The organism is Anabaena lutea FACHB-196 (genome assembly GCF_014698305.1).
Taxonomy (GTDB): domain Bacteria; phylum Cyanobacteriota; class Cyanobacteriia; order Cyanobacteriales; family Nostocaceae; genus Anabaena; species Anabaena lutea.
The window spans coordinates 48,176-70,038 of sequence record NZ_JACJST010000009.1 but is presented as its reverse complement, the minus strand read 5'-3'; the positions used below and the strand labels follow the sequence as shown (position 1 = coordinate 70,038).

General features: G+C 41.5%; 17 protein-coding genes. 6 read left to right on the top strand and 11 right to left on the bottom strand.

The features are described from left to right. Window positions 1-32: 32 nt before the first annotated feature. The 7 genes from H6G59_RS27730 to H6G59_RS11685 all read right to left on the bottom strand — a co-directional run bounded on the left by H6G59_RS27730 (window position 33) and on the right by H6G59_RS11685 (window position 8,603). The gene (locus tag H6G59_RS27730; RefSeq protein ID WP_339327954.1) at window positions 33-173 is read right to left on the bottom strand and encodes a hypothetical protein; all 141 of its coding nucleotides are present in this window, start codon (window positions 171-173) and stop codon (window positions 33-35) included. A 223-nt stretch (window positions 174-396) separates the two neighbouring features. Continuing rightward, window positions 397-594, bottom strand: a complete 198-nt coding sequence (locus H6G59_RS11710) for a DUF6887 family protein (protein ID WP_190714596.1) — start codon at window positions 592-594, stop codon at window positions 397-399. Beyond that, the gene (locus H6G59_RS27830; RefSeq protein ID WP_027404745.1) at window positions 591-803 is read right to left on the bottom strand and encodes a DUF6888 family protein; all 213 of its coding nucleotides are present in this window, start codon (window positions 801-803) and stop codon (window positions 591-593) included. The genes H6G59_RS11710 and H6G59_RS27830 overlap by 4 nt, the downstream gene beginning before the upstream one ends. A 195-nt stretch (window positions 804-998) precedes the next feature. Then, entirely contained in the window at window positions 999-3,473 is a 2,475-nt protein-coding gene (locus tag H6G59_RS11700; protein ID WP_190714594.1) for an ATP-dependent Clp protease ATP-binding subunit, read from the bottom strand. Between the two features lie 616 nt (window positions 3,474-4,089). Then, the gene (gene rimI / locus H6G59_RS11695; protein ID WP_190714591.1) at window positions 4,090-4,614 is read right to left on the bottom strand and encodes a ribosomal protein S18-alanine N-acetyltransferase; all 525 of its coding nucleotides are present in this window, start codon (window positions 4,612-4,614) and stop codon (window positions 4,090-4,092) included. A 77-nt stretch (window positions 4,615-4,691) separates the two neighbouring features. Beyond that, window positions 4,692-6,059: a serine/threonine protein kinase gene (locus H6G59_RS11690; RefSeq protein WP_190714589.1), complete on the bottom strand. Its 1,368-nt coding sequence runs from the start codon at window positions 6,057-6,059 to the stop codon at window positions 4,692-4,694. A gap of 54 nt (window positions 6,060-6,113) precedes the next feature. Beyond that, complete coding sequence (locus H6G59_RS11685; RefSeq protein WP_190714587.1) at window positions 6,114-8,603, bottom strand: ankyrin repeat domain-containing protein; 2,490 nt, start codon at window positions 8,601-8,603, stop codon at window positions 6,114-6,116. Between the two features lie 264 nt (window positions 8,604-8,867). On the opposite strand from H6G59_RS11685, the gene lysA reads away from it, so the two are divergent. The 3 genes from lysA to H6G59_RS11670 all read left to right on the top strand — a co-directional run bounded on the left by lysA (window position 8,868) and on the right by H6G59_RS11670 (window position 12,172). Continuing rightward, window positions 8,868-10,274, top strand: coding sequence for a diaminopimelate decarboxylase (gene lysA / locus H6G59_RS11680; RefSeq protein WP_190714585.1), 1,407 nt, complete (start codon window positions 8,868-8,870; stop codon window positions 10,272-10,274). 228 nt (window positions 10,275-10,502) lie between these two features. Continuing rightward, window positions 10,503-11,426 carry a diadenylate cyclase CdaA gene (gene cdaA, locus H6G59_RS11675; RefSeq protein WP_190714582.1) on the top strand — a complete coding sequence of 308 codons (924 nt, stop codon included), beginning with the start codon at window positions 10,503-10,505 and terminating at the stop codon, window positions 11,424-11,426. Beyond that, window positions 11,423-12,172 (top strand): isoprenyl transferase, encoded by a 750-nt coding sequence (locus H6G59_RS11670; RefSeq protein WP_190714580.1) that lies wholly within the window; start codon window positions 11,423-11,425, stop codon window positions 12,170-12,172. The genes cdaA and H6G59_RS11670 overlap by 4 nt, the downstream gene beginning before the upstream one ends. Before the next feature lie 106 nt (window positions 12,173-12,278). Here H6G59_RS11670 and H6G59_RS11665 read toward each other — a convergent pair whose 3' ends face one another. Next, window positions 12,279-12,551, bottom strand: a complete 273-nt coding sequence (locus H6G59_RS11665; RefSeq protein WP_127056292.1) for a DUF3143 domain-containing protein — start codon at window positions 12,549-12,551, stop codon at window positions 12,279-12,281. 41 nt (window positions 12,552-12,592) lie between these two features. Continuing rightward, the gene (locus H6G59_RS11660) at window positions 12,593-13,156 is read right to left on the bottom strand and encodes a DnaJ domain-containing protein (protein ID WP_190714577.1); all 564 of its coding nucleotides are present in this window, start codon (window positions 13,154-13,156) and stop codon (window positions 12,593-12,595) included. Window positions 13,157-14,273: 1,117 nt separating this feature from the next. On the opposite strand from H6G59_RS11660, the gene H6G59_RS11655 reads away from it, so the two are divergent. Genes H6G59_RS11655 through H6G59_RS11645 form a run of 3 tightly spaced genes read left to right on the top strand, consistent with a single transcriptional unit; the run spans window position 14,274 to window position 17,986 of the window. Beyond that, a complete protein-coding gene (locus tag H6G59_RS11655) occupies window positions 14,274-15,284 on the top strand; it encodes an iron ABC transporter substrate-binding protein (protein ID WP_339327953.1) in 1,011 nt (336 codons plus the stop codon). A gap of 3 nt (window positions 15,285-15,287) precedes the next feature. After that, the gene (locus H6G59_RS11650; RefSeq protein WP_190714575.1) at window positions 15,288-16,904 is read left to right on the top strand and encodes an ABC transporter permease; all 1,617 of its coding nucleotides are present in this window, start codon (window positions 15,288-15,290) and stop codon (window positions 16,902-16,904) included. Window positions 16,905-16,939: 35 nt separating this feature from the next. Continuing rightward, window positions 16,940-17,986, top strand: coding sequence for an ABC transporter ATP-binding protein (locus H6G59_RS11645; RefSeq protein ID WP_190714573.1), 1,047 nt, complete (start codon window positions 16,940-16,942; stop codon window positions 17,984-17,986). 480 nt (window positions 17,987-18,466) lie between these two features. Here H6G59_RS11645 and H6G59_RS11640 read toward each other — a convergent pair whose 3' ends face one another. Next, a complete protein-coding gene (locus H6G59_RS11640; protein ID WP_190714571.1) occupies window positions 18,467-19,471 on the bottom strand; it encodes a DnaJ C-terminal domain-containing protein in 1,005 nt (334 codons plus the stop codon). A gap of 202 nt (window positions 19,472-19,673) precedes the next feature. Then, on the bottom strand, window positions 19,674-21,734 hold the full coding sequence (gene dnaK, locus H6G59_RS11635) for a molecular chaperone DnaK (protein WP_190714569.1): 2,061 nt from the start codon (window positions 21,732-21,734) through the stop codon (window positions 19,674-19,676). Window positions 21,735-21,863: the final 129 nt, after the last annotated feature.

The following is a 21,863-nucleotide window of genomic DNA, read 5'->3' as shown; positions in this document are numbered from 1 at the left end:
TTTACAGATTACTATTAATCACTATCAGTATATCATATCCTACCACAAGCACCTATTTCATTAACTCTAAAAGTCACTAACCAACCTTGAGGATATTTTTCCCTTGCGTTTTTAACAGCAACATTTTCATCAACATCAATAAAATAATCACCACTATTTGGTTCAATCACCATAAACCAATTGTGATAATCATTGATTAATTGCGGACAAACTCGCTCAAAAACAACACGCGCTTTTTGTCCACGAGCATTTCTTTCTGCGTCTCTTTTAGCTAATTATTCTGGTGGAATAGTAAACTCTGGAAAAATTCTACCTTGTTGACGACGACGCACAGATTTTGTATTAGTCATTATTTTCCCTACCTTATTTTTGTCAATTATCAACTATTCTTCACTTTCATTCATCTCCATCTTGAATTATGGCCTGTTGAATTTGTTCTTCCCAATTTTCATCATTGGGGTTAATAGTAATCATACGTCCTTCAGATTTAGAACGATCTATATAGGCGTGAAAAGCTGAAATATCTTCTCTGTGAGTGAGAACATAACGACGTAATTCTTTAAGAGTCATTGCTTGATAATTAACTAATGTCATCGTTCATCCTCCGATGGTTTATAGTCTCCACTTGGTTTAATCTCAAACTCTAAATCTTCTCCAGCAAGCACATATAAATTACCAGTACGTTCATCTAATCTCACAAGTTCTATACTTTTGCATATCCATCCAGGTTCAATAACATTAGTAAGTCGATAACAAATCCTGTATAGTGCTTGAGTTTGTTCGTTCGTGGGTTTTCTTTCCACTGTACCTTATCTACTTATTATAGTGGTCGGCAATAATAATGTTACCTGATACCAATACACAAAAATAGCTCATTTTCAGTGCTTAAAACCTCCCCCTTCTCTCTGTGCCTCTGCGCCTCTGCGTGAGAAAAAAACAAAAAAAACGGTAGAGAACCGAAATCCTCCACCGCTTAATTAACAATTAAAAAATCCAAACTACAACTCAACACCCTGGGGTAACAACTCCCGTGTTTGTTGAGAACTAACTTGGACAATGCCATTTTCATCAACGTCAACAAGAGCAGTATCGCCGTCTTTGATGCGTCCAGACAGAATTTCTTCCGCCAAACTATCTTCTAACAAGCGCATAATTGCTCGACGTAATGGCCTTGCACCGTAGCTAGGACTGTAACCCTCAGTGATCAAGCGATCCTTGAAGCGGTCTGTGACTTCCAAGACAATGCCTTTTTCTGTCAACCGACCAAACACTTCCTTGAGCATGATTTCGGCGATTTGGGTAACTTCAGCCTTATTCAACTGACGGAAGACGATAATTTCATCTAACCGGTTCAGGAACTCAGGACGGAAGTATTGCTTCAGTTCCTCGTTCACCAAAGAGCGAATTCTGTTGTATTGTGTCTCAGTCGCATCTTCAGAGAATTCAAAGCCGATACCGCTACCACCTTTTTCAATGACCTTAGAACCAATGTTGGAAGTCAAAATTAGCAAGGTGTTCTTAAAGTCCACCGTGCGTCCTTTCGCGTCAGTTAACCGACCATCTTCCAAAATTTGCAATAGCATATTGAACACATCGGGGTGTGCTTTTTCGATTTCGTCAAACAGCACCACGGTGTAAGGACGACGACGGACAGCTTCTGTTAACTGACCACCTTCGTTGTAACCGACATAACCAGGAGGTGAACCAATCAATTTACTGACGGTATGACGCTCCATGTATTCGGACATATCCAAGCGAATCATTGCTTCTTCAGAACCGAAGAAGTAGGAAGCCAAGGATTTCGCTAATTCAGTTTTACCAACCCCAGTAGGCCCAGAGAAGACAAAACTCGCAATCGGTCGATTTGGATTTTTCAAACCAACACGAGCGCGACGAATAGCGCGGGAAACAGCCTTGACAGCGTCATCTTGACCGATGAGACGCTGATGCAAGGTATCTTCCATGTGCAGCAACTTCTCAGACTCAGACTCGGTGAGTTTGTTCACCGGTACACCTGTCCAAGAAGCGACAATGTGAGCAATGTCTTCTTCGGTGACAACTGGTTCTAAACCGTCACCACCAGTAGCATTGGTTTTGCTTTGAGCGATCGCGCGAATTTCCGCTTTAATTTCCATTTCCCGATCGCGCAATTCCCCGGCTCGGTCAAAATCCTGAGAACGCACTGCATCATCTTTTTCTTTTAAGATTTGCCGCAATTCCTTGTCTAACTCTTTCGCTGCCGGTGGCAGTTGGGAGTTCATTAAACGCACGCGAGAACCCGCTTCATCAACCAAGTCGATGGCTTTATCTGGCAAATAGCGATCGCTGATATATCTATCAGACAATTTCGCTGCTGCTACCAAAGCTTCATCGGAGATTTTCAGTTTGTGGTGTTGCTCGTAGCGTTCGCGCAAACCATATAAAATTTCAATTGTTTCATCAACGGAAGGCTCACCCACCATCACAGGCTGGAAACGTCTTTCCAACGCCGCATCCCGTTCAATGTGCTTGCGGTACTCATCTAAAGTTGTCGCGCCGATACACTGCAATTCACCTCTAGCCAAAGCTGGTTTGAGGATATTCGCCGCATCAATCGCGCCTTCAGCCGCACCTGCACCAATTAAAGTGTGAACCTCGTCAATTACCAGGATGACATTACCCGCCGAGCGGATTTCATCCATGATTTTTTTTAGACGTTCTTCAAATTCACCCCGGTACTTGGTTCCTGCTACCAGCAAGCCAATATCGAGAGTAACAACACGCTTATCTTCCAGGATGTCAGGGACATCTTTGTTAGCAATGCGGCTCGCTAAACCTTCTGCGATCGCTGTCTTACCAACCCCTGGTTCACCAATCAGCACTGGATTGTTTTTAGTCCGGCGACCCAAAATTTGAATCACACGCTCAATTTCTTTAGCGCGTCCCACCACCGGATCAAGTTTATTGTCCGTGGCCATTTGGGTCAGGTTGGAACCAAATTCATCCAAAGTCGGGGTTTTTGTGCGACCAGATGGACCGCCTCCTGGTGAAACTTCGGCAGTTTCTCCCAGCATTCGGATTACCTGAGTTCTCACCTTAGATAAATCTACACCGAGGTTTTCTAGCACCCTGGCTGCTACACCTTCCCCTTCGCGGATGAGGCCCAACAGCAGATGCTCGGTGCCTATGTAGTTATGCCCCAGTTGGCGTGCTTCTTCCAAGGATAGTTCTAGAACTCGCTTTGCCCGTGGCGTAAACGGAATTTCCACGGCTACAAAGCCAGATCCTCGACCTATAATTTTTTCAACTTCAATTCGGGCATCTTTGAGATTAACGCCCATCGATTTCAGCACCTTGGCGGCTACTCCTGTGCCTTCACCAATCAGACCCAAGAGGATCTGCTCAGTTCCAACAAAGTTGTGACCTAAACGGCGGGCCTCTTCTTGGGCCAGCATGATTACCTTAATGGCTTTTTCTGTGAAGCGTTCAAACATGGCATTTTTCCCATCACCTGCGGTCGTGCCGGTATGCTGATTTTAGCACAGGCTAAAAGTTTGGATGTTTGTATACAAATTTTGAACATCCAATCGCCATCAGACATGGTGATGAGTTAATTGCTAACTTTTTATTACTTTTTGTGTAGCTAGTGTACTGAGGAGGTTGAATTTATCAGGCTTTTTGGGACTAATGACAAACATATAAAGCTTTTATGTTGAGATTTTGTTTATTTAGCCCCAAGGAAAACTATGTATCATATAGCGACCCCTTTTGTCAAGAAAAATCTTTTTTAATAAGCTTAGGTTATGAAAAAGCTAAATGAAGTTTAAAATTATGATTTAAATTCAGTAGCATGGAAATTACATTTTTTGTCATTAGGGAGATAACAATTAAAAATCAAAAATTGAAGAAGGAGTCAGGAGTCAGGAGTCAGGAGTCAGTAGCCAGAATCAATCAGTCGAGGATTGGAACCTGCGACTGATTAAAGACAACTAAATCGTAGATTTAGTGGGGGTCTTAAACCCGGTTATTCATCCGCCACTCGCACAGAATACCTTTCCTGTATTCTGTTCGGTAAAGTTTTTCCTATCACCGCGTCCCTGCGTCATCTTGTTAACTGAGGCGATCGCTCACCATGATCTGCCAATCATCTAAAGTTTTGAGAAATTTTGGCTGTTGTAGGTCAGAAAGCCAAAGAATCAGCGCGTCTTCATCGTTATCTTTGTAATAATGTGGTCTTCTGCCAGCCGTTTTGAAGCCAAATTTTTGATATAAAGCGATCGCTGCCTGGTTAGAAGCGCGGACTTCGAGAGTAGCTCGCTCCAAACCGCGATCGCTCGCCCTCTTCAGCAAAGAATACAACAAAACCTGTCCCAAACCTTGACGGTGATATTGAGGATGAACCGCCAAAATGGTAATGTGTGCTTCTTCTAAAATTGACCAAAAACAACCCATTCCCAACAGTTCAGAACTAGAATATGGGGAAAATAAACCCAGAAAATGACTATTAGGACTTTCTAACTCACGTCGGTAGCCATCCATTGTCCACAAGCCATCAAAACAAGCTTTATCCAGTTCCAGCAATGCACTTAAATGCTCTAGTGTCAAGGATTGAATTTTCAAGTCTAAGAAAATCACGTTCAAAAGGATCGAGAAATGACAAAAATACCAACAGTACTTGGTTTAAGCAATGCCTACAACAGGCTATATCTAGCTTAACCTGCGGAATGTGAAATAAAATGACTGATCTCTCCCATGAGCCATTCTTTTTCCGACTGCATTAAAAATGTGCCAAAACGATGTTTAAATAACTTTATTCTCAACAAACAAACTGTAATTGGCTGTTTATTCATTTTCAACCCAATAGGATTAAGCTTGATTTCTGTGATATCTAATGTATTCGCCTGTACTTGCTGATAACAAATAGATAGAAACCATCGCTTTAGTTGGAAATGCTGTTGATTAATCTCTATTCTTGTGCGAAATGCTGCGCTAAATAAGAAAATGCCTATTATTGATATCCCAATACTTCCAAATACTATTAGGAATAAAATACCAGAGAAACTGAGTGATAAATTAGAAGCAGCAATTATCCATAGTAGTAGTAAGAAAAAACCGTTCCAAATTATGGGTATAAGAGCAAACAATCTGCTGTGAGGTGTAGTTAACCAAATAGGGGGAATTTCTATTACCAGATTTTGGTCAGTTTCAGTCAAGCTAATGATAGTATTTTTGGGTCTGCGGTGCTTTTGTGAAAAGTAATTGGTAATCGCTTGTTCACCCCGCAAAACCGCTAAAGCTTCATTACATCCAGGAAATCGGTCTTCTATCACTGGTTCTATCATCTTTTCCAACCAGTCGGCAAAATCTTGAGAAATACGGACATGGGAACGAAAATCTATTTTCAGCTTTCGTTGTGGTAAATCAGCCGGAGATTTTTGCATTAACAGGAAAAGAATTGTTGTTCCTAAACCATATAAATCAGTAGATAATACTGCTTGTCCTCGAAACTGTTCAGGAGCCATATAACCATAAGTTCCAACTACTGTACTACCTCCAGTAACGGTATTTTGATAGGTATCTTGAACTGCACCAAAATCTACTAAAAAGATTTGCCCTTTTTCATCGCGGAGGATATTTTGTGGTTTGATATCCCGATGAATAACGGAGGGTGTTAAACTATGAAGATAAACGAGAATTTCTAAGACTTGAATAGCTAAACGCTTTACCTCACTTTCATCAGGTTTCCAACTATTGTCTACCAACACAGCCAGAGACTTTCCGGGAGCTAGTTGTTGAGCGATATAAAAAGCGCGGTCACTCTCTGTATCTATCTGAAAATAATCTATATATTGAGGGATACGAGGATGATTAAGTTGAGCCAGAATTTTCGCTTCTCGTTCAAATAATTCTAGAACTTTCCACTCTGTCATGCGACGAAGTGCTAAAGCTTTAAGTGCCACTTGCTGATGCTTTTGGATATCTTCTGCTTGATAGGTAATCCCAATACCACCTTGCCCTAAAGTGCCGATAATGCAATAACGTTCAGCGATTATTTCCCCTGGCTGATGTAGCATTTCCATGCAGAAGCCTCTCTTTTTAAGAAATTAAAAATTTAAATTGGAGAAATCAGGTTTTTATTCTATTCCTCCGTGGCTTTTGAGCAATTCGACTATATCCAAGCGATTATTTGCCTCTGCCAATCCTAAAGGAGTAAACCCATTATTATCTCTAGAATTAACCTGTAAATCTTTGCCTTTGGCAAGCAATACTTCTACTACATCTTTGCTGCTATTACTGGCTGCATTATGTAAAGGAGTTCTACCATAGACATTCTTAACATTAATTTTTGCTTTTTTAGAGATGAGCATCTCTGCTACATCCGGCCAGTTGGCCATTGCAGCTAAATGTAACGGTGTTCTTTCATAGCCCAATATATCCTTAATATTTATCTCTGCCCCCTTAGCAATTAGCAGTTTTATTGTTTGTTTGTACTCATTGTTGTAACGCTTAATTTCCTTCAAAGAGATTGCTATTTGTAATGGAGTTGAACCTTTGTTATCTTTAGCATTAACATCTGCACCCTTACCCAGCAGTAACTCTACTACTTCCTTTCTGCCATACCATGCAGCCCAGTGTAACGGTGTAGCATCTCGGTCATCTTTAGCATTAACATCTGCCCCCTTACCCAGCAGTAACTGTACTACTTTCTTGCTGCCATCCAATCCTGCTTGGTGTAGCAGTGTATCACCTTGGTTGTTCTTGGCTTTTATGTCCTCATTGCTTAACTGCGCTCCTTTCTCAATCAAATATACAACTGCGCTAAAGTTTCGATTCTCAAAAGCTTTTTGTACCAGAGTTTGACTCCCATTGGTTTTAGCATTAATATCAGCACCTTTAGCAATCAGTAGTTCAGCAATCTCTTTGTTGTTGTTTGAGTTGTACTGTTGTAACCACAAGTGTAGGGGTGTTTGACCTTGATTATTCTTAGCATTAATATCAGCACCTTTGGCAATCAGTAGTTCAGCAATCTCTTTGTTGTTGTTTGAGTTGTACTGTTGTAACCACAAGTGTAGGGGTGTTTGACCTTGATTATTCTTAGTGTTAACATCAGCGCCCTTAGCAATCAGTAGTTCAGCAATCTCTTTTTTGTTGTTTGAGTTGTTTGAGTTGTATTGTAACAACTGGTGTAGGGGGGTTTGACCTTGATTATTCTTAGTGTTAACATCAGCGCCCTTAGCAATCAGTAGTTCAGCAATCTCTTTGTTATTGTTTGAGTTGTACTGTTGTGACAACGAGCTTAGGGGGGTTTGACCTTGATGATCCTTAGCATTAACATCAGCGCCCTTAGCAATCAGTAGTTCAGCAATCTCCCTACTATGTACATTGTGTAAAGGGGTTTGACCTTGATTATTCTTAGTGTTAATATCAGCACCTTTATCAATCAGTAGTTCAGCAATCTCCTTACTGTGTACATTGTGTAAAGGATGACCCCAATTTGTTTTGGCGTTAACATCAGCGCCCTTAGCAATCAGTAGTTCTACTATGTCTTTTTTATTATATTTTAAAGCGCAATTCAACAAAGAATTATTAAAATGAGGATCAATATTGTTGGCATCACCACCTTGGTTGAGATAACTCCTGACAAAATCGGTTTGGCTATTTCTGATTGGCTCACACATTTCTGGTTTGATGCCTATAGATTTCAAGATGGTATATTTGAAGGAATTGAGTACAAGAAACCCAACAATTCCAGCAAATCCCACTCCTAATAAAGTTTTCCAAGATAAACCTGCACCTGATTTACCAGCTAAATTTCGCTTACCACGCAGTACATCTAAGGCTTCTTTTGCCGAGACAAATCTATCTTCCACATCCGGTTCAAGTAGCTTTTCTAAGAAGTCAGCAAAATCTCCAGAAATTTGCACTCGTGAGCGAAAATCAATCTTGAGTCTATCTTGAGGTAAGTCAGCAGGAGAACGGTGTGTGAGTAGAAATAGTAAGGTAGCACCCAAACCATAAAGATCGGTTGTGGGAACAGCTTGTCCCCGAAACTGTTCAGGAGCCATATAGCCAAAGGTTCCTACTACTGTACTGCTGCGGGCAAATGTACTTTGATAGGTATCCTGTACTGCACCAAAATCAACTAAGAAGACTTGCCCTTTGTCATCGCGGATTATATTTTGTGGCTTGATATCTCGGTGAATAACAGGTGGTGTTTGTTTGTGTAGATAGACTAAAATTTCTAAAATCTGAATAGCTATGTATCGAACTTCGGCTTCATTAGCGTGCCAACCTGCTTCTACCAACACAGCGAGGGATTTTCCGGGAGCAAGTTGTTGGGCTATGTAAAAACCGTGATCGCTTTCTGTGTCTACCTGAAAATAATCTATATACTTAGGAATGCCTGGATGATTGAGAACAGACAATACACGGGCTTCCCGTTCAAATAACTCAGTCATTTTCCAGTCAGACATACCCTTGAGAGATAAGGCTTTCAGTGCCACTCGCTGGCTATTTTGTAAATCCTCTGCTTGGTATGTAGTCCCAATTCCACCTTGTCCTAAAGTCTCAATGATGCGATAACGTTCAGCGATAATGTAGCCTGACTCATGCAGCAATTCCATAAAGCTTCCTTTGTTTTAAGATAGCGATCGCTCTAGTTAATAGGTAGGTGGTTGAGGATTGATAATTGGCCGATATTAGAGGCAATGGTTAAACAGCAAGGAAATAGGAATTTTTTCCCTCACTTCTTACTCCTTGTGAATAGAATGGCAACTTACCACTAACCAGGGTTTCACTTCAGGGCTTTCAGTGAGCATTTCTTGTAAACTGGGAATCGGGAGAATAAGTCACGCCCGTAATTTTCACAAGGACAACTTTTATTATTTATGGTAACGACTCACCCCGTCGGGGTTCAACCTTCTGGTAATCAATATTTACCTCAAAAGCAAAGCAACACAACGCTCTCACCTAATCAAGAACTCTTACCCTTGAGTGCCAGAGTTAATCGTCATGACTCTCTGGAAATCGGTGGATGCGATGTCACAACGCTGGTTCAGCAGTTTGGATCACCTTTATATATTTTAGATGAAGAAACTCTGCGGACAGCTTGCCAACAATACCGGGATACATTTAAACAATACTATAAAGGTGAATCTCAAGTATTGTACGCTTCCAAGGCCTGGAATTGTCTAGCTGTTTGTGCGATCGCAGCCTCAGAAGGTTTAGGAATAGATGTAGTATCTGGTGGAGAACTCTACACTGCGCTAAAAGCTGGTGTTAGTCCAGATAAAATTTACCTACACGGCAATAATAAATCTCGTGATGAGTTAGTTTTAGCTATAGAATCCGGTTGCACCATTGTTGCTGACAATTGGCACGAATTACATACTTTGGTAGACATTGTAGAGACGTTTCATGAAACGTCTCTACAAAAAATCCGGATCATGCTGCGGTTAACTCCGGGGATTGAATGCCATACCCACGAATATATTCGCACCGGACATTTAGATAGTAAATTTGGTTTTGATCCCAATGATTTAGATCAGGTATTTGCCTTTGTCAGCAAACAACCAAGTTTAAACTGTGTGGGATTACACGCTCATATTGGTTCTCAGATTTTTGAACGCCAACCCCATCGAGATTTGGGTGTGGTGATGGTACAGTGGTTGCGGGATGCGGCCAAGTATGATTTGGAATTGACAGAGTTAAATGTTGGTGGTGGTTTAGGGATTAAGTATACAGAATCAGATGATCCCCCTAGCATTGAAGAATGGTCAAAGGCAATTTGTGAAGTAGTTCAACAAGCTTGTGCAGCCCAAAATCTGCCTTTACCAAAATTATTATGTGAACCGGGGCGATCGCTAATTGCCACAGCTTGCGTCACTGCTTATACTATTGGTTCATCCAAAATTATCCCAGAAATTCGTACCTACGTAGCGATCGATGGCGGAATGTCAGACAATCCCCGCCCCATCACCTACCAATCAGTTTATCGGGCAGTAGTTGCTAATAAAATGTCTGCTTCTTTAACAGAAACAGTCACATTGGCTGGTAAACATTGCGAATCAGGAGATATTCTGATTAAAAATGCTCAACTGGCAAAAACTGAACCTGGCGATATTCTCGTCGTTATGGGAACTGGTGCGTACAATTACAGTATGGCATCTAACTACAACCGTCTGCCCCGACCGGCAGCTGTTTTAGTGGCGAATGGCGAAGCAAATTTAATTTTGCAGCGTGAAACTTATCAAGACATAATTCGACAAGATTGCCTACCAGAAAGACTGAAATAGTCATTAGTCCTTAGTCATTGGTCAAACAGGTCATTAGAATTATCCGATAGCGCAAGGTGGCGTATGACTTCTACGTCGTCACGCAAGCTATAGCTATAAATTAGGTTTTGACCCTTGATTTGTAAGACTTTAAGCTTAATAAAGCTGATATGTCTATTAGCGAAGAACCAATGACTAATGACTAATGACTAATAACTAATGACTAATGACTATTAGAATCCAGATGTCATGAGAGATTGGTGGAAGCAATGGCTGATAAACCCAGGATGGTCACAGTCCTTGCTAGTTGGGACTCTGGATATTGTGTTGGTGCTGGCACTGACATACATGATCCTCGTAATTATTAGTGAACGTCGGACGCTGTGGATGGTGCGGGGATTTATAATCTTGATGCTTGCCTCAGCATTCAGTGGCACTTTAGGGCTACCTCTACTCAATTTCGTTCTGGAAAAGTTGGTAATTGGTTGTGCTGTAGCGATGGCGGTAGCACTCCAGTCAGAATTTCGCCGATTTTTGGAACAACTGGGACGGGGTGAATTCCGGCAGTTATTCCAACCCGACCGTTTGGCAGTCCCCAAATCTGATAGCGTAATTGATGAAATTGTTGATGCAGTCAAAGAACTGTCAAAAAACCGGATTGGCGCTTTGCTGATTTTGGAAACTTCTGGACCAATTGATGATCGAGATTTTTCTGTACCCGGAGTCAAGTTAAATGCAGAAGTTTCTAAGGAACTAATACAGACAATTTTTCAGCCAAAAACTTTATTACACGACGGGGCAACTTTGATTCGTGGTTCACGGATTGTATCATCGGGTGTAATTTTACCACTTTCGGGACGCACAGCCTCGCGCCAGTTGGGTACACGCCATCGGGCAGCAATGGGAATTACTGAGCGGGTCGAAAATTGCATTTGTGTGGTTGTATCAGAAGAAACGGGTTCTATTTCTTTAGCGGAACGGGGAACTCTATACAGGCCACTGACGATTAAGAAGCTGAAAGAATCTTTAGAGGTGCGATTTTCGCCAACTGTAGATCGGGAAGCGGTTGCTCCGGGTCTTTTAAGTTTAATTCGTCAGATTGGTGGACAAACTCTAGCATTGGTTTCACGATTACTGCGTTTATTATCGACTGCTTCTCGAAGTAAAAAATGACAACAAAACATACTGAACTGCAATATTTACCCCCTGACTTAAAAAAAGAACTACTTCCCCAGCACGTTGCGGTGATTATGGATGGCAATGGTCGATGGGCTAAACGTCAAGGTTTACCCCGGATTATGGGTCATAAAGCTGGTGTAGATGCTATTAAGGATTTGCTCCGCTGTTGTAAGGATTGGGGAATTAAGGCACTGACTGTGTATGCTTTTTCTACGGAAAACTGGAAAAGACCCCAGGAGGAGGTAGAGTTTTTGATGACTCTGTTTCAGCGAGTTTTGCGTCAAGAACTGCGGGAAATGGTCGAGGAAAATGTGCAGATTCAGTTTGTGGGGAATTTGCAAGCTTTACCAAAAGCACTCCAAGAAGAAATTTCTCGCTCCATGGCAGAAACTAAGGATAATCGCAGTATCCGGTTTACTGTGGCTACAAATTATGGGGGTAGACAGGAGATTGTACAAGCTTGTCGAGCGATCGCACTCAAGGTGCAACAAGGTCTGTTACAACCTGAAGAAATTTCTGAAGAGGTTTTTGAAAGTCATTTATACACCGCAGGAGTAGCAGATCCTGATTTACTCATTCGTACTAGTGGAGAAATGCGGTTGTCAAATTTCTTACTTTGGCAAATGGCCTATGGCGAAATTTATATCACTGATACTCTTTGGCCCGATTTTGACCGCGTTGAGTTTCACCGTGCTTTGTCTGTCTACCAACAGCGGGAACGCCGATTTGGGAAGGTTTAGAGGACAGGTTACAGGTTACAGGTTACAGGTAAGAGTTTTTCCTAATTACGAATTACGTATCCCTAGCGGGACTGTAAGCACTATTACGAATTACGAATTACCCAATTTATGGCCCAGAAAAAACAGCTTGTTCTATATCTTCCCGACTTAAAGAATATTTAAAAGAACGTTGGATGTCTTGACCGTTTTCTCCGGCTTGGATATATCTGACTGTAATCTGCTCGATATCTAGCCAAAGTTCTGCTTGCCAACTAAGTCTTTGCAATCGCCAACAATGAAGTTCGGTTTCATCTTGTTGACAACCTTGATTTTTTAGCCACTGTTCAATTTGTGGCAAAGGATGGCTATATAGAGGTGTATCAGAGGGCAGAATAGACATAACTATTTTGGATTTTAGATTTGGGATTTTAGATTAAGCAATTATTGATTGTTAATTTTACTTGCTGTCTGTGTATTTAGTTGGTAAATTTGGGTGATTTGCTGTTGTGTATTCAGAGGTTGAGAAAGGTGGGTATGTAAAGTGGCTTCACCACGAATAACAGCGATCGCGATCGCTAGTAGCAAACAACCGACAAAAGTTAACCCCAAGACAAATAACACAAAAATTTCACCAGAGGAAAGTGGGCGGTCGCTAGCATCCAGGTAAGCTGATTTTGACCAATCATGAGGTCGAGAAGCAGGATGGTTTAAATCCGCAGGTGCTTGAATTACCCCAAATCGAGAGTAACCAATTTTCAAATCATAGCTTAATCTGCGCTCTGGGCTACACAAGGTAGCGTAAGCTTCGTTAATTTGCTGAAATTTAGCTGTAGCAATATTAGCAGGCAATTCCGTCGTATCTGGATGATAGAGTTTGCTCAATTCTCGATAAGCGCGACGGATATCAATTACGGATGTTCCGGGATGCAGTCCTAGCAGGGAGTAATAGGTAGTTGCGCTGCTTTGTGGGACTTCCCCATTTTGATTTACGGTTGTTTGAGTCACTTTGCTCAAATTCAGTTTTTTTTATATTTTAAATCTTTTTTCCAGCGCCATGCCAAATACTAAGTAGGTCGGCGTTAAAAATTGTCGTTATGACAAGGTAGGAGGGAAGAGGTTTTTAAGCAAGTTTACATTTGGTTATATAAGGCTGGCTGTTCGCGGATCGTTATGACAAGGCAGGAGGCAGAGGGCAGAAGGCAGAAGGGAAGAGAGTTTGAGCTAAATTTACTTTTCGTTACATACTTCTGTTTTTTTGTGCCTTCCTACTTACTTCTGTTTTTTTGCACCTTTCTACTTACCTAGAACAAATCAAGTCCACAAAATACCCAATTCGTGCTGACTGTGAATGGGAAAGCTGAGGTTTTTGTCCAGAAAGCACCAGAAATTGGGCTATTTCCTGAAATAATCAAACTGACCTAAATTTTACTGCCATCATTAAGAACAGTCTTTTTCTGTTTAAGCAAATACAATATATCCAAATGTTGGCCGATACTTAGTTGTCACCGCACTTGTAAGCGATCGCTATGCTGTTTGTGCGTAGAATGCTTGAGATGTCAGAGTTGTAGCTGTCAACATCCATAAGGAAATTTTGTTTGAAAACATTTTGATACCCCACACCAAGGACTATATAATAATGGTTTTCATTTTTTTAATGTTGCATTTAAACCATATATTTGGTTTAATGAAAAGTATTATCAAATATCTATTGGAGCTTAATTAAGAAAGTTTATCAAAAATAGAAAATAAAAAAATAATCATGGCGTAAATAACAGGCGCTGTGGCGCTTAGAATTAGTGTTTAGATTCCTGATGTTCTAGCTTGCGTAAAAAAGTTTATAGCATTTCCTAGTCTAATGAAGTACGCAATTATCTGCGTACCCTGCGGGAAGCAAGCTATATCTGCGTCCATCTGCGTTTAATTATTACTGCTTGTACCGCACCTGAATAGGAATTGCTATATCTTTATTGGAAGATAGTTTTTCATTTAGTATGGGGAAAAAATCCCAAGTTTTTGAGAATTCTTATTGATTCATTGTCCAAATTCATGGTATTAGTTAAGACTGAGAAATTATTGCTAAACTTTCCTGTTAAACCTGTTAAGTGAATTGGAGGCTAGAGCATTGAAAAATTCAACATTGATGAAAGCTTCAGCTGGAGCTTTAGCTTTTCTGCTGAGTTCGGGAATAGGACTGAGTGTGAACGCGCAGACAAAAACCCTGACTATCTATTCTGGTAGAGGAGAAAAACTGATTAAGCCATTGCTTGAACAGGCACAAAAAGATTTAAACTTGAATATTCAAGTGCGTTATGGTGATACAGCTGAGTTAGCGATCGCACTTTTGGAAGAAGGCAAAAATAGCCGTGCAGACATATTTTTTGCTCAGGATGCTGGTGCCTTAGGAACCTTAGAAAGACAGAAGCGCACACAAACCATTCCCCCCAACTTACTTAACCAAGTAGATTCTCGCTTCCGCTCACCCAAGGGACATTGGATGGGTATTTCTGGACGCGCCCGTGTCCTTAACTACAACACCAAGCTAGTCAAAAAGAACCAACTGCCAAATTCAATTTTGGACTTAACCAAACCACAATGGCGTGGTAAAGTGGCATGGGCCCCAACTAACGGCTCATTTCAGTCATTTGTGACAGCAATGCGCGTACTAGAAGGAGAACCAAGAACTCTGCAATGGCTGCGAGGGATGAAAGCCAACGGAGTCAAGGATTACCGCAATAATACAGCAATTGTCGAAGCACTAGGACGCGGCGAAACTCAAATTGGTTTAGTAAACAACTATTACCTGGCTAACTTCAAAAAAACTAATCCTAACGTTCCTGTAGCTACTCACTACACCAAAAAAGACGCAGGAGCGATGATTAACATCGCTGGGGTGGCAATTATGGACTCTAGCAAGCAAAAAGCCGAAGCAGAAAGATTTATTGCCTACCTGCTCAAACCGAGTTCACAAACATACTTCGCCAAAGAAACTAACGAATATCCCTTGGTTAAAGGAGTAGCAGGCCCAGCGAACCAAGTACCACTCAGCCAGATTAATCGACCAAATATTAACCTGACAAACTTGAATGATTTGCCAGGAACTTTGGAATTATTACAGGAAGCGGGAGTTTTGTAGAAATTGAAATCGGTTCGCCCTCCATTATTTCTAACTTTAACGGCTGGAGTAGTAGCAGTAGCCATTGCTCTACCGTTAGTTTACTTAGTCATCCGTACCATTGGTATTGGTGGGGAAGAATTATGGAAATTAATATCTCGCCCACGCAATATCTCCGTATTCTTTAACAGTGCGGCCATGGCAGCAACAGTGACTTTATTTTCTGCACTGATTGCTGTGCCATTAGCATTTTTAACGGTGCGGACAGACTTACCAGGACGTAGGTTTTGGCTAATAACGACAACATTACCTTTAGCAGTTCCTAGTTATGTGGGCAGTTTTGCTTTAATTGCCACTTTAGCGCCACGGGGTAGCTTTTTGCAGTTGTTACTAGCACCTTTGGGGGTGGAAGAATTACCTTCCATTTATGGTTTTCCAGGGACAGTTTTAGCCATTACTTTGTTTACCTATCCATATCTGCTATTAAGTGTCCGTTCGGGACTACAAGGGATTGATCCTTCCTTGGAAGAAGCTGCCCAGAGTTTGGGTTATAGCAAGAGAGAAACCTTCTTTAAGGTGGTTTTACCCCAATTGAAACCATCAATGATTGCCGGGGGGTTGTTGGTAGCTTTGTATGCTTTGCGAGACTTTGGGACACCTTCTTTGATGCGGTTTGATACCTTTACCAGGGTAATTTTTCTGCAATACAAAGCTAGTTTTAACCGGAATTCAGCAGCGGCTTTATCATTAATGTTGGTGATATTGGTACTGGGGATTTTATGGTTAGAGTATCGAGTGCGATCGCGCGCAGCTTATTATAGTCGTGGTTCAGCTTCCCTACGTCCACCGAAAATTAGCAAATTAGGCATTTGGAAATGGCCAGCCTTGGCCTTTTGTTTACTCATTACTAGCTTAGGTGTAGTGTTACCAGTAGGTATCACCTTATTTTGGTTAAGCAGGGGATTCAACACCGGCTACAACTTTCCTAACTTATTACCATCTGCCCTTAACTCGGTTTCTGCTGCTGCACTAGCGGCTTTAGCTACCATTATTTTTGCCCTACCCGTGGCAATTTTATCAGTTCGCTTCCCCAGTAAAATTACAGGCATGATTGAACGCTGTTCTTACCTGGGTTTTGGTGTACCGGGAATTGTTGTCGCCTTATCTCTGGTATTTTTTGGGGCTAACTATCTGCCATTTTTATACCAAACATTACCAATGTTAGTGTTTGCCTATTTAGTGTTATTTTTACCGCAAACAGTAGGAACAGTCCGCACCTCACTTTTACAAGTAAATCCCCAACTAGAAGAATCAGCCCGAAGTCTAGGGAGAACAGCTTGGCAAAGTTTAAAAGATGTCACCTTACCTCTAGTACAACCGGGAATATTAAGTGGTGCAGTCTTGGTGTTTTTAACAGCTATTAAAGAACTACCTGCAACTATGCTATTAGCACCCATCGGTTTTACTACCTTAGCCGTGCAAATTTGGCAAGCTACAGAAAATGTGGACTTTGCCGATGCTGCTGCTGGTTCATTAGCTATGTTGTTAGTTTCTATAGGTGCAACTTTATTAGTGTTATCTCAAGAAAATATCAAAAAAGAGAAAATTAATATTAAACCAGAAATTCAAACCAAGTTCTAATTTCCTGTCCTCTGTATTTCCTTTGTAATTCAGCCATGCAACAAGCAATTCTTAATTTACAGAATGTCACCAAGCAATTTTCCCAAAGTGTTTCTCCCGCAGTTAATAATGTATCTTTAACATTGCAACAAGGAGACATACTGGCATTACTTGGCCCATCTGGTTGTGGTAAAACTACACTGTTGCGATTAATTGCTGGCTTTGAACGTCTGCAAGTAGGAACAGTTGAAATCGCTGGACAGGTAGTTAGTAATAATTCAATTAGCATACCACCCGAACAGCGTGATATCGGCGTTGTCTTTCAAGACTATGCCCTATTTCCCCATCTCAATATTTCAGAAAATGTTGCTTTTGGCTTAAAACAATTTAGTAAAGAGCAAAAACAAAAGCGAGTCGCTGAAGTTATAGAATTAGTTAGACTCCAAGGTTTAGAAAAACGCTACCCCTACGAACTTTCTGGGGGACAACAGCAACGAGTAGCTTTAGCTAGGGCTTTAGCACCAAAACCCCAGATTATGCTTTTAGATGAACCATTAAGTAATCTAGATATTCAAGTTAGATTAAGATTGCGGGAAGAAATTCGAGATATTCTCAAATTAGCAGGGACTTCAGCTATTTTCGTCACCCATGATCAAGAAGAAGCACTGGCTATATCGGATATAGTTGGAGTCATGCAGCAAGGAAATTTAGAACAATTAGGCACACCAGAAGAAATTTATACCCATCCATCATCCCGATTTGTGGCCGAATTTGTCACTCAAGCTAACTTTATTCCTGCTCGTCGTCAAGGTAATTTATGGGAAACCGAAGTTGGTAATTTTACCATACCAGCTGATCATAATTGTGATTCTGGCGAAATTATGATCCGTCAAGAAGACTTAATTTTAAAACCAGCTTCGGATGCTTCTGTTGTTATTACTACCCGGCGGTTTTTAGGACGGGAATATCAATACTGTTTAAAAACCCTTTCTGGAAAAGAGATTCATGCACGACTCATGACTAATCAAGTCTTAGCAGTAGGTACAAAGGTAGAATTATCTGTAACAGATAATAGTGTACACATTTTTTCTAAATCTAGTTAGGGTGGCTAAAAGTATAGATATTTTCAGGTAAATGAACTACATTTCAATTTGCATTATCATACAAATAATACAAAAATTTCTCTAGATTATAAGAGGCGATCGCTTGTGCCAGTTGCGTAAGTCCTGCTTTCTTGTGAGGTTCTTTGTTCCCAAAGTGAACTTAATTTCAGCGATCACTGTGCCAGTTGCGTAATTCCTGTAGTTTATATTTTATCTACATCACAATTATTTATTTACACCCTCAAGAAGTCTAGGAGAAATTTCTAACTCAAACTCGGATTGTATAAGATGCGAAATATTGTTAATTTGTTCAGGTAGCGCAAAAGTCATAAGAGTATTGAGGAAGACAAATTCTTTCTGAGTCGCGCCATTAAACAACTAAAAACGCACACTTTAGATGAACAATGGACAACCTTTAATTACACAGAATACCCCTTAATCCTGTTCTTCCTTAAATCCTGGACATCCTGATTCTGACAATTAAATTAAATCAGCGCGAGGTTTAAAGGTTTCTATTTCCCGCAATTTTTCATAAAGTTGTCTTTCTTCATCTGTAATATTTTTCGGTGTGACTATTTGAATTTCTACTAATTGATCACCGCGTTTACCACCTTCTGCGGGATAACCTTTATTTGCTAATCTAAATCTTTGACCGGATCTGACTGCGGGGGGAATGGTCATTTTTACAGGACCATCTAAAGTGGGTGCTTCCACTTGTCCACCTAAAACTGCTTCACTGGGAGTCACGGGAACTTGACAGAATATATTAGAGCCTTCTATTTTAAATAACGGATGGGGGTCAACGGTAATTTTTAAGTATAAATCGCCGCCACCAATGCCTTGATTTCGCAGACGGATGGTTTGGCCTGTTACCATACCTGGGGGCATAGTTACTTCGAGCGATCGCCCATCTTCTAAGCGAATACGTTCATTACCACCTTGATAAGCTTTTTCTAGGGGTAAAGTCAAGCGGGCTTCTATATCCCTGCGAGTGGTGCGGGGTGGGGTGTTGACTGTGTATGCGACTTTGGTTCTGGGAGTCCGAAACGGGTCGTTCGGTGTGCTAGAGGTGCTAGAACCTGAGCCATTTCTGGTATCTTGGCGACTGCTGACACCAATTACTTGATTAATAAAACTTTCAAAATCTGAAAATTCACTGGGGTCTACTTCCTGATTGCTGCTGCGGCTGTTAGAACGATCTCCCCAGCCTTTTGGTTTTGGTGTTTGTTTACCACCAGCAAAGCCTTTTTGTTTCCAGTAGCGGCTAAACTGGTCGTATTGCGATCGCCTGCTGGGGTCGGAAAGGATTTCATAAGCCTCACCGATAATCTTAAATTTTTCTTCTGCTTCCTTGTTACCGGGATTAAGATCAGGGTGATATTGCCTTGCTAACCTGCGATATACCTTTTTAATTTCTTCGCTAGAGGCATCTTTATCTACTCCCAAAATTTCGTAATAATCTCGAAAATTCTGCAAATTTTGCATAAGTCAGTTAATCAGTTATCAGTTATTAGTTATTAGTTATTTAGTTGTCAGTCTGTTACCTGTCACCTATTTCCTCAACAGTAGCGTTGGTCAATAGTTGATTTTAGATTTTAGCGAAGTCCAAAATCCGTCTTGGAAAGTTTGCTCAAGTCGGCATAGCCGCCCACGCAACTTTCCGCAAAATCTAAAATCCAAAATTGAATTACAGCCAGTCATCCTCATCATCCCAGTTATCCTGGTAGCTGGGACGCTTCTTGGGTGCTGGACGGCTATCATAGGAGGAAGAACGATTGTCCCTACCATAGTCTCTGCCATTATCCCTACCATAGTCCCGGCTATAAGAATCACGTTCTCGATAGGTTTCTCTAGAAGAATCCCGTTCTCGTTCTTTGTCACCAGTGAAAATGTCACGGATTGCACCAAACAAGTCTTCGTCTTCATCCTCAGCATAATACTGACGGACTTCTCGATTTAGCTCATACAGAGCATCTTGCAGATCTGCGTAAGCTTGGTCAATTCCGCGATCGTCATTTTCTTTTAAACTTTCCCGCAGTTCACGAGAAATATTATCAATGCGTTGACGACGGTTACGGGCAAATTGCATCCCCATTTCTAAGGCTACTTCTCGCAATTGCCGTTCGGCTTGTAAAATCAATGCTTCAGAACGAGTGCGTTTTTCTACCCGTTCTTTGCGTTCCCGGTCAACTTCGGAGTATTTTTGAGCATCTTGAATCATGCGATTCACTTCTGACTCACTCAAGGTAGAAGCGCCTTGGATGGTAATACTCTGTTCGCGTCCAGTGGTGCGATCTAAGGCTGTCACCTGTAAAATACCGTTAGCATCAATATCAAATGATACTTGAACTTGGGGGATACCTCTTGGTGCTGGCGGAATACCATACAGCTTGAACCGTCCTAAAGACTTGTTATTTGCTGCCATTTCCCGCTCACCCTGGACAACGTGGATTTCGACGCTATTTTGGTTATTTTCAGAAGTGGAAAAAATGTCAGAGCGCCGTACTGGTATAGTTGTGTTGCGGGGAATAAGTTTTTTCATCACACCGCCGATGGTTTCTAAGCCCATAGATAGAGGCGTGACATCTAAAAGCAGTACATCCTTGAGTTCACCTGCGAGAATCCCTGCCTGAATAGCTGCACCCACCGCCACCACTTCATCAGGGTTAACGTTTTCGTTGGGTTCAGTCCCAATTAAATCACGTACTAGCTGTTTCACCATTGGTATCCTTGTGGAACCGCCTACTAGTACAACTTCTTCAATATCTACAGGAGAGAGTCCGGCATCTTTGAGCGCCCTTTTTACAGGGGTTCGCACTCGACTGATTAAGTCACCGCACAAGCCTTCAAATTGCGATCGCGTCATGCGAGTTTCTAGGTGCTTGGGACCGTCCTCTGTGGCGGTGATGAAGGGTAAGTTAATATCGGTGACGCTGACGGCAGAAAGTTCTATTTTGGCTTTTTCTGCTGCTTCCATCAAACGTTGCAAGGCTTGGCGATCGCGTCTTAAGTCTAAACCTTCTGCTTCTAAAAACTCATCTGCTAACCAATCAACTATTTTTTTGTCAAAATCATTACCACCTAGCTGAGTATCTCCACTAGTGGATTTAACTTCAAATATGCCGTCACCTACTTCCAGAATCGATACATCAAAAGTACCACCACCCAAGTCAAAGACTAGGATAGTTTCTGTGTCACCCCGATCTAATCCGTAAGCCAAAGATGCCGCCGTGGGTTCATTGAGAATTCGCAGTACCTCTAAACCAGCAATTCTGCCCGCATCACGGGTTGCTTGCCGCTGGGAATCATTAAAATAAGCAGGAACAGTAATCACAGCCCCAGTCACAGGTTCCCCCAAATAGCGACTAGCATCATCTGCCAATTTCTTGAGGATCATCGCCGAAATTTCTTCTGGGGCAAATTCCTTATTCAGACGAGGACAGGCAACTTTAATACTGCCCATTTCATCTTTGCGGATGGTATAGGGTACACGCTTAGAATCTGGGTTTAATTCGCCATACTTGCGCCCAATAAAGCGTTTAACTGCAAAAAAGGTATTTTGGGGATTGAGGACGGTTTGTCGTCTTGCCATTTGCCCAACGACCCTTTCACCTTCTTTACTAAAACCAACCACGGAGGGGGTGGTTCGCATTCCTTCCGCATTGGCAATCACCACCGGCTTGCCACCCTCCATCACGGCGACTACTGAGTTGGTTGTACCCAAGTCGATGCCGACTACCTTGCCCATGCGTTACTCTTCTCCTAAGCGTCTTTTATAAATTTATTATTATATGGCTGGACTACCTCTAGCTTGGTGCTAAATGATGAAAACCGCCCAATGGTATAATTATCATCATTCAATCAGGAATTAAATAAA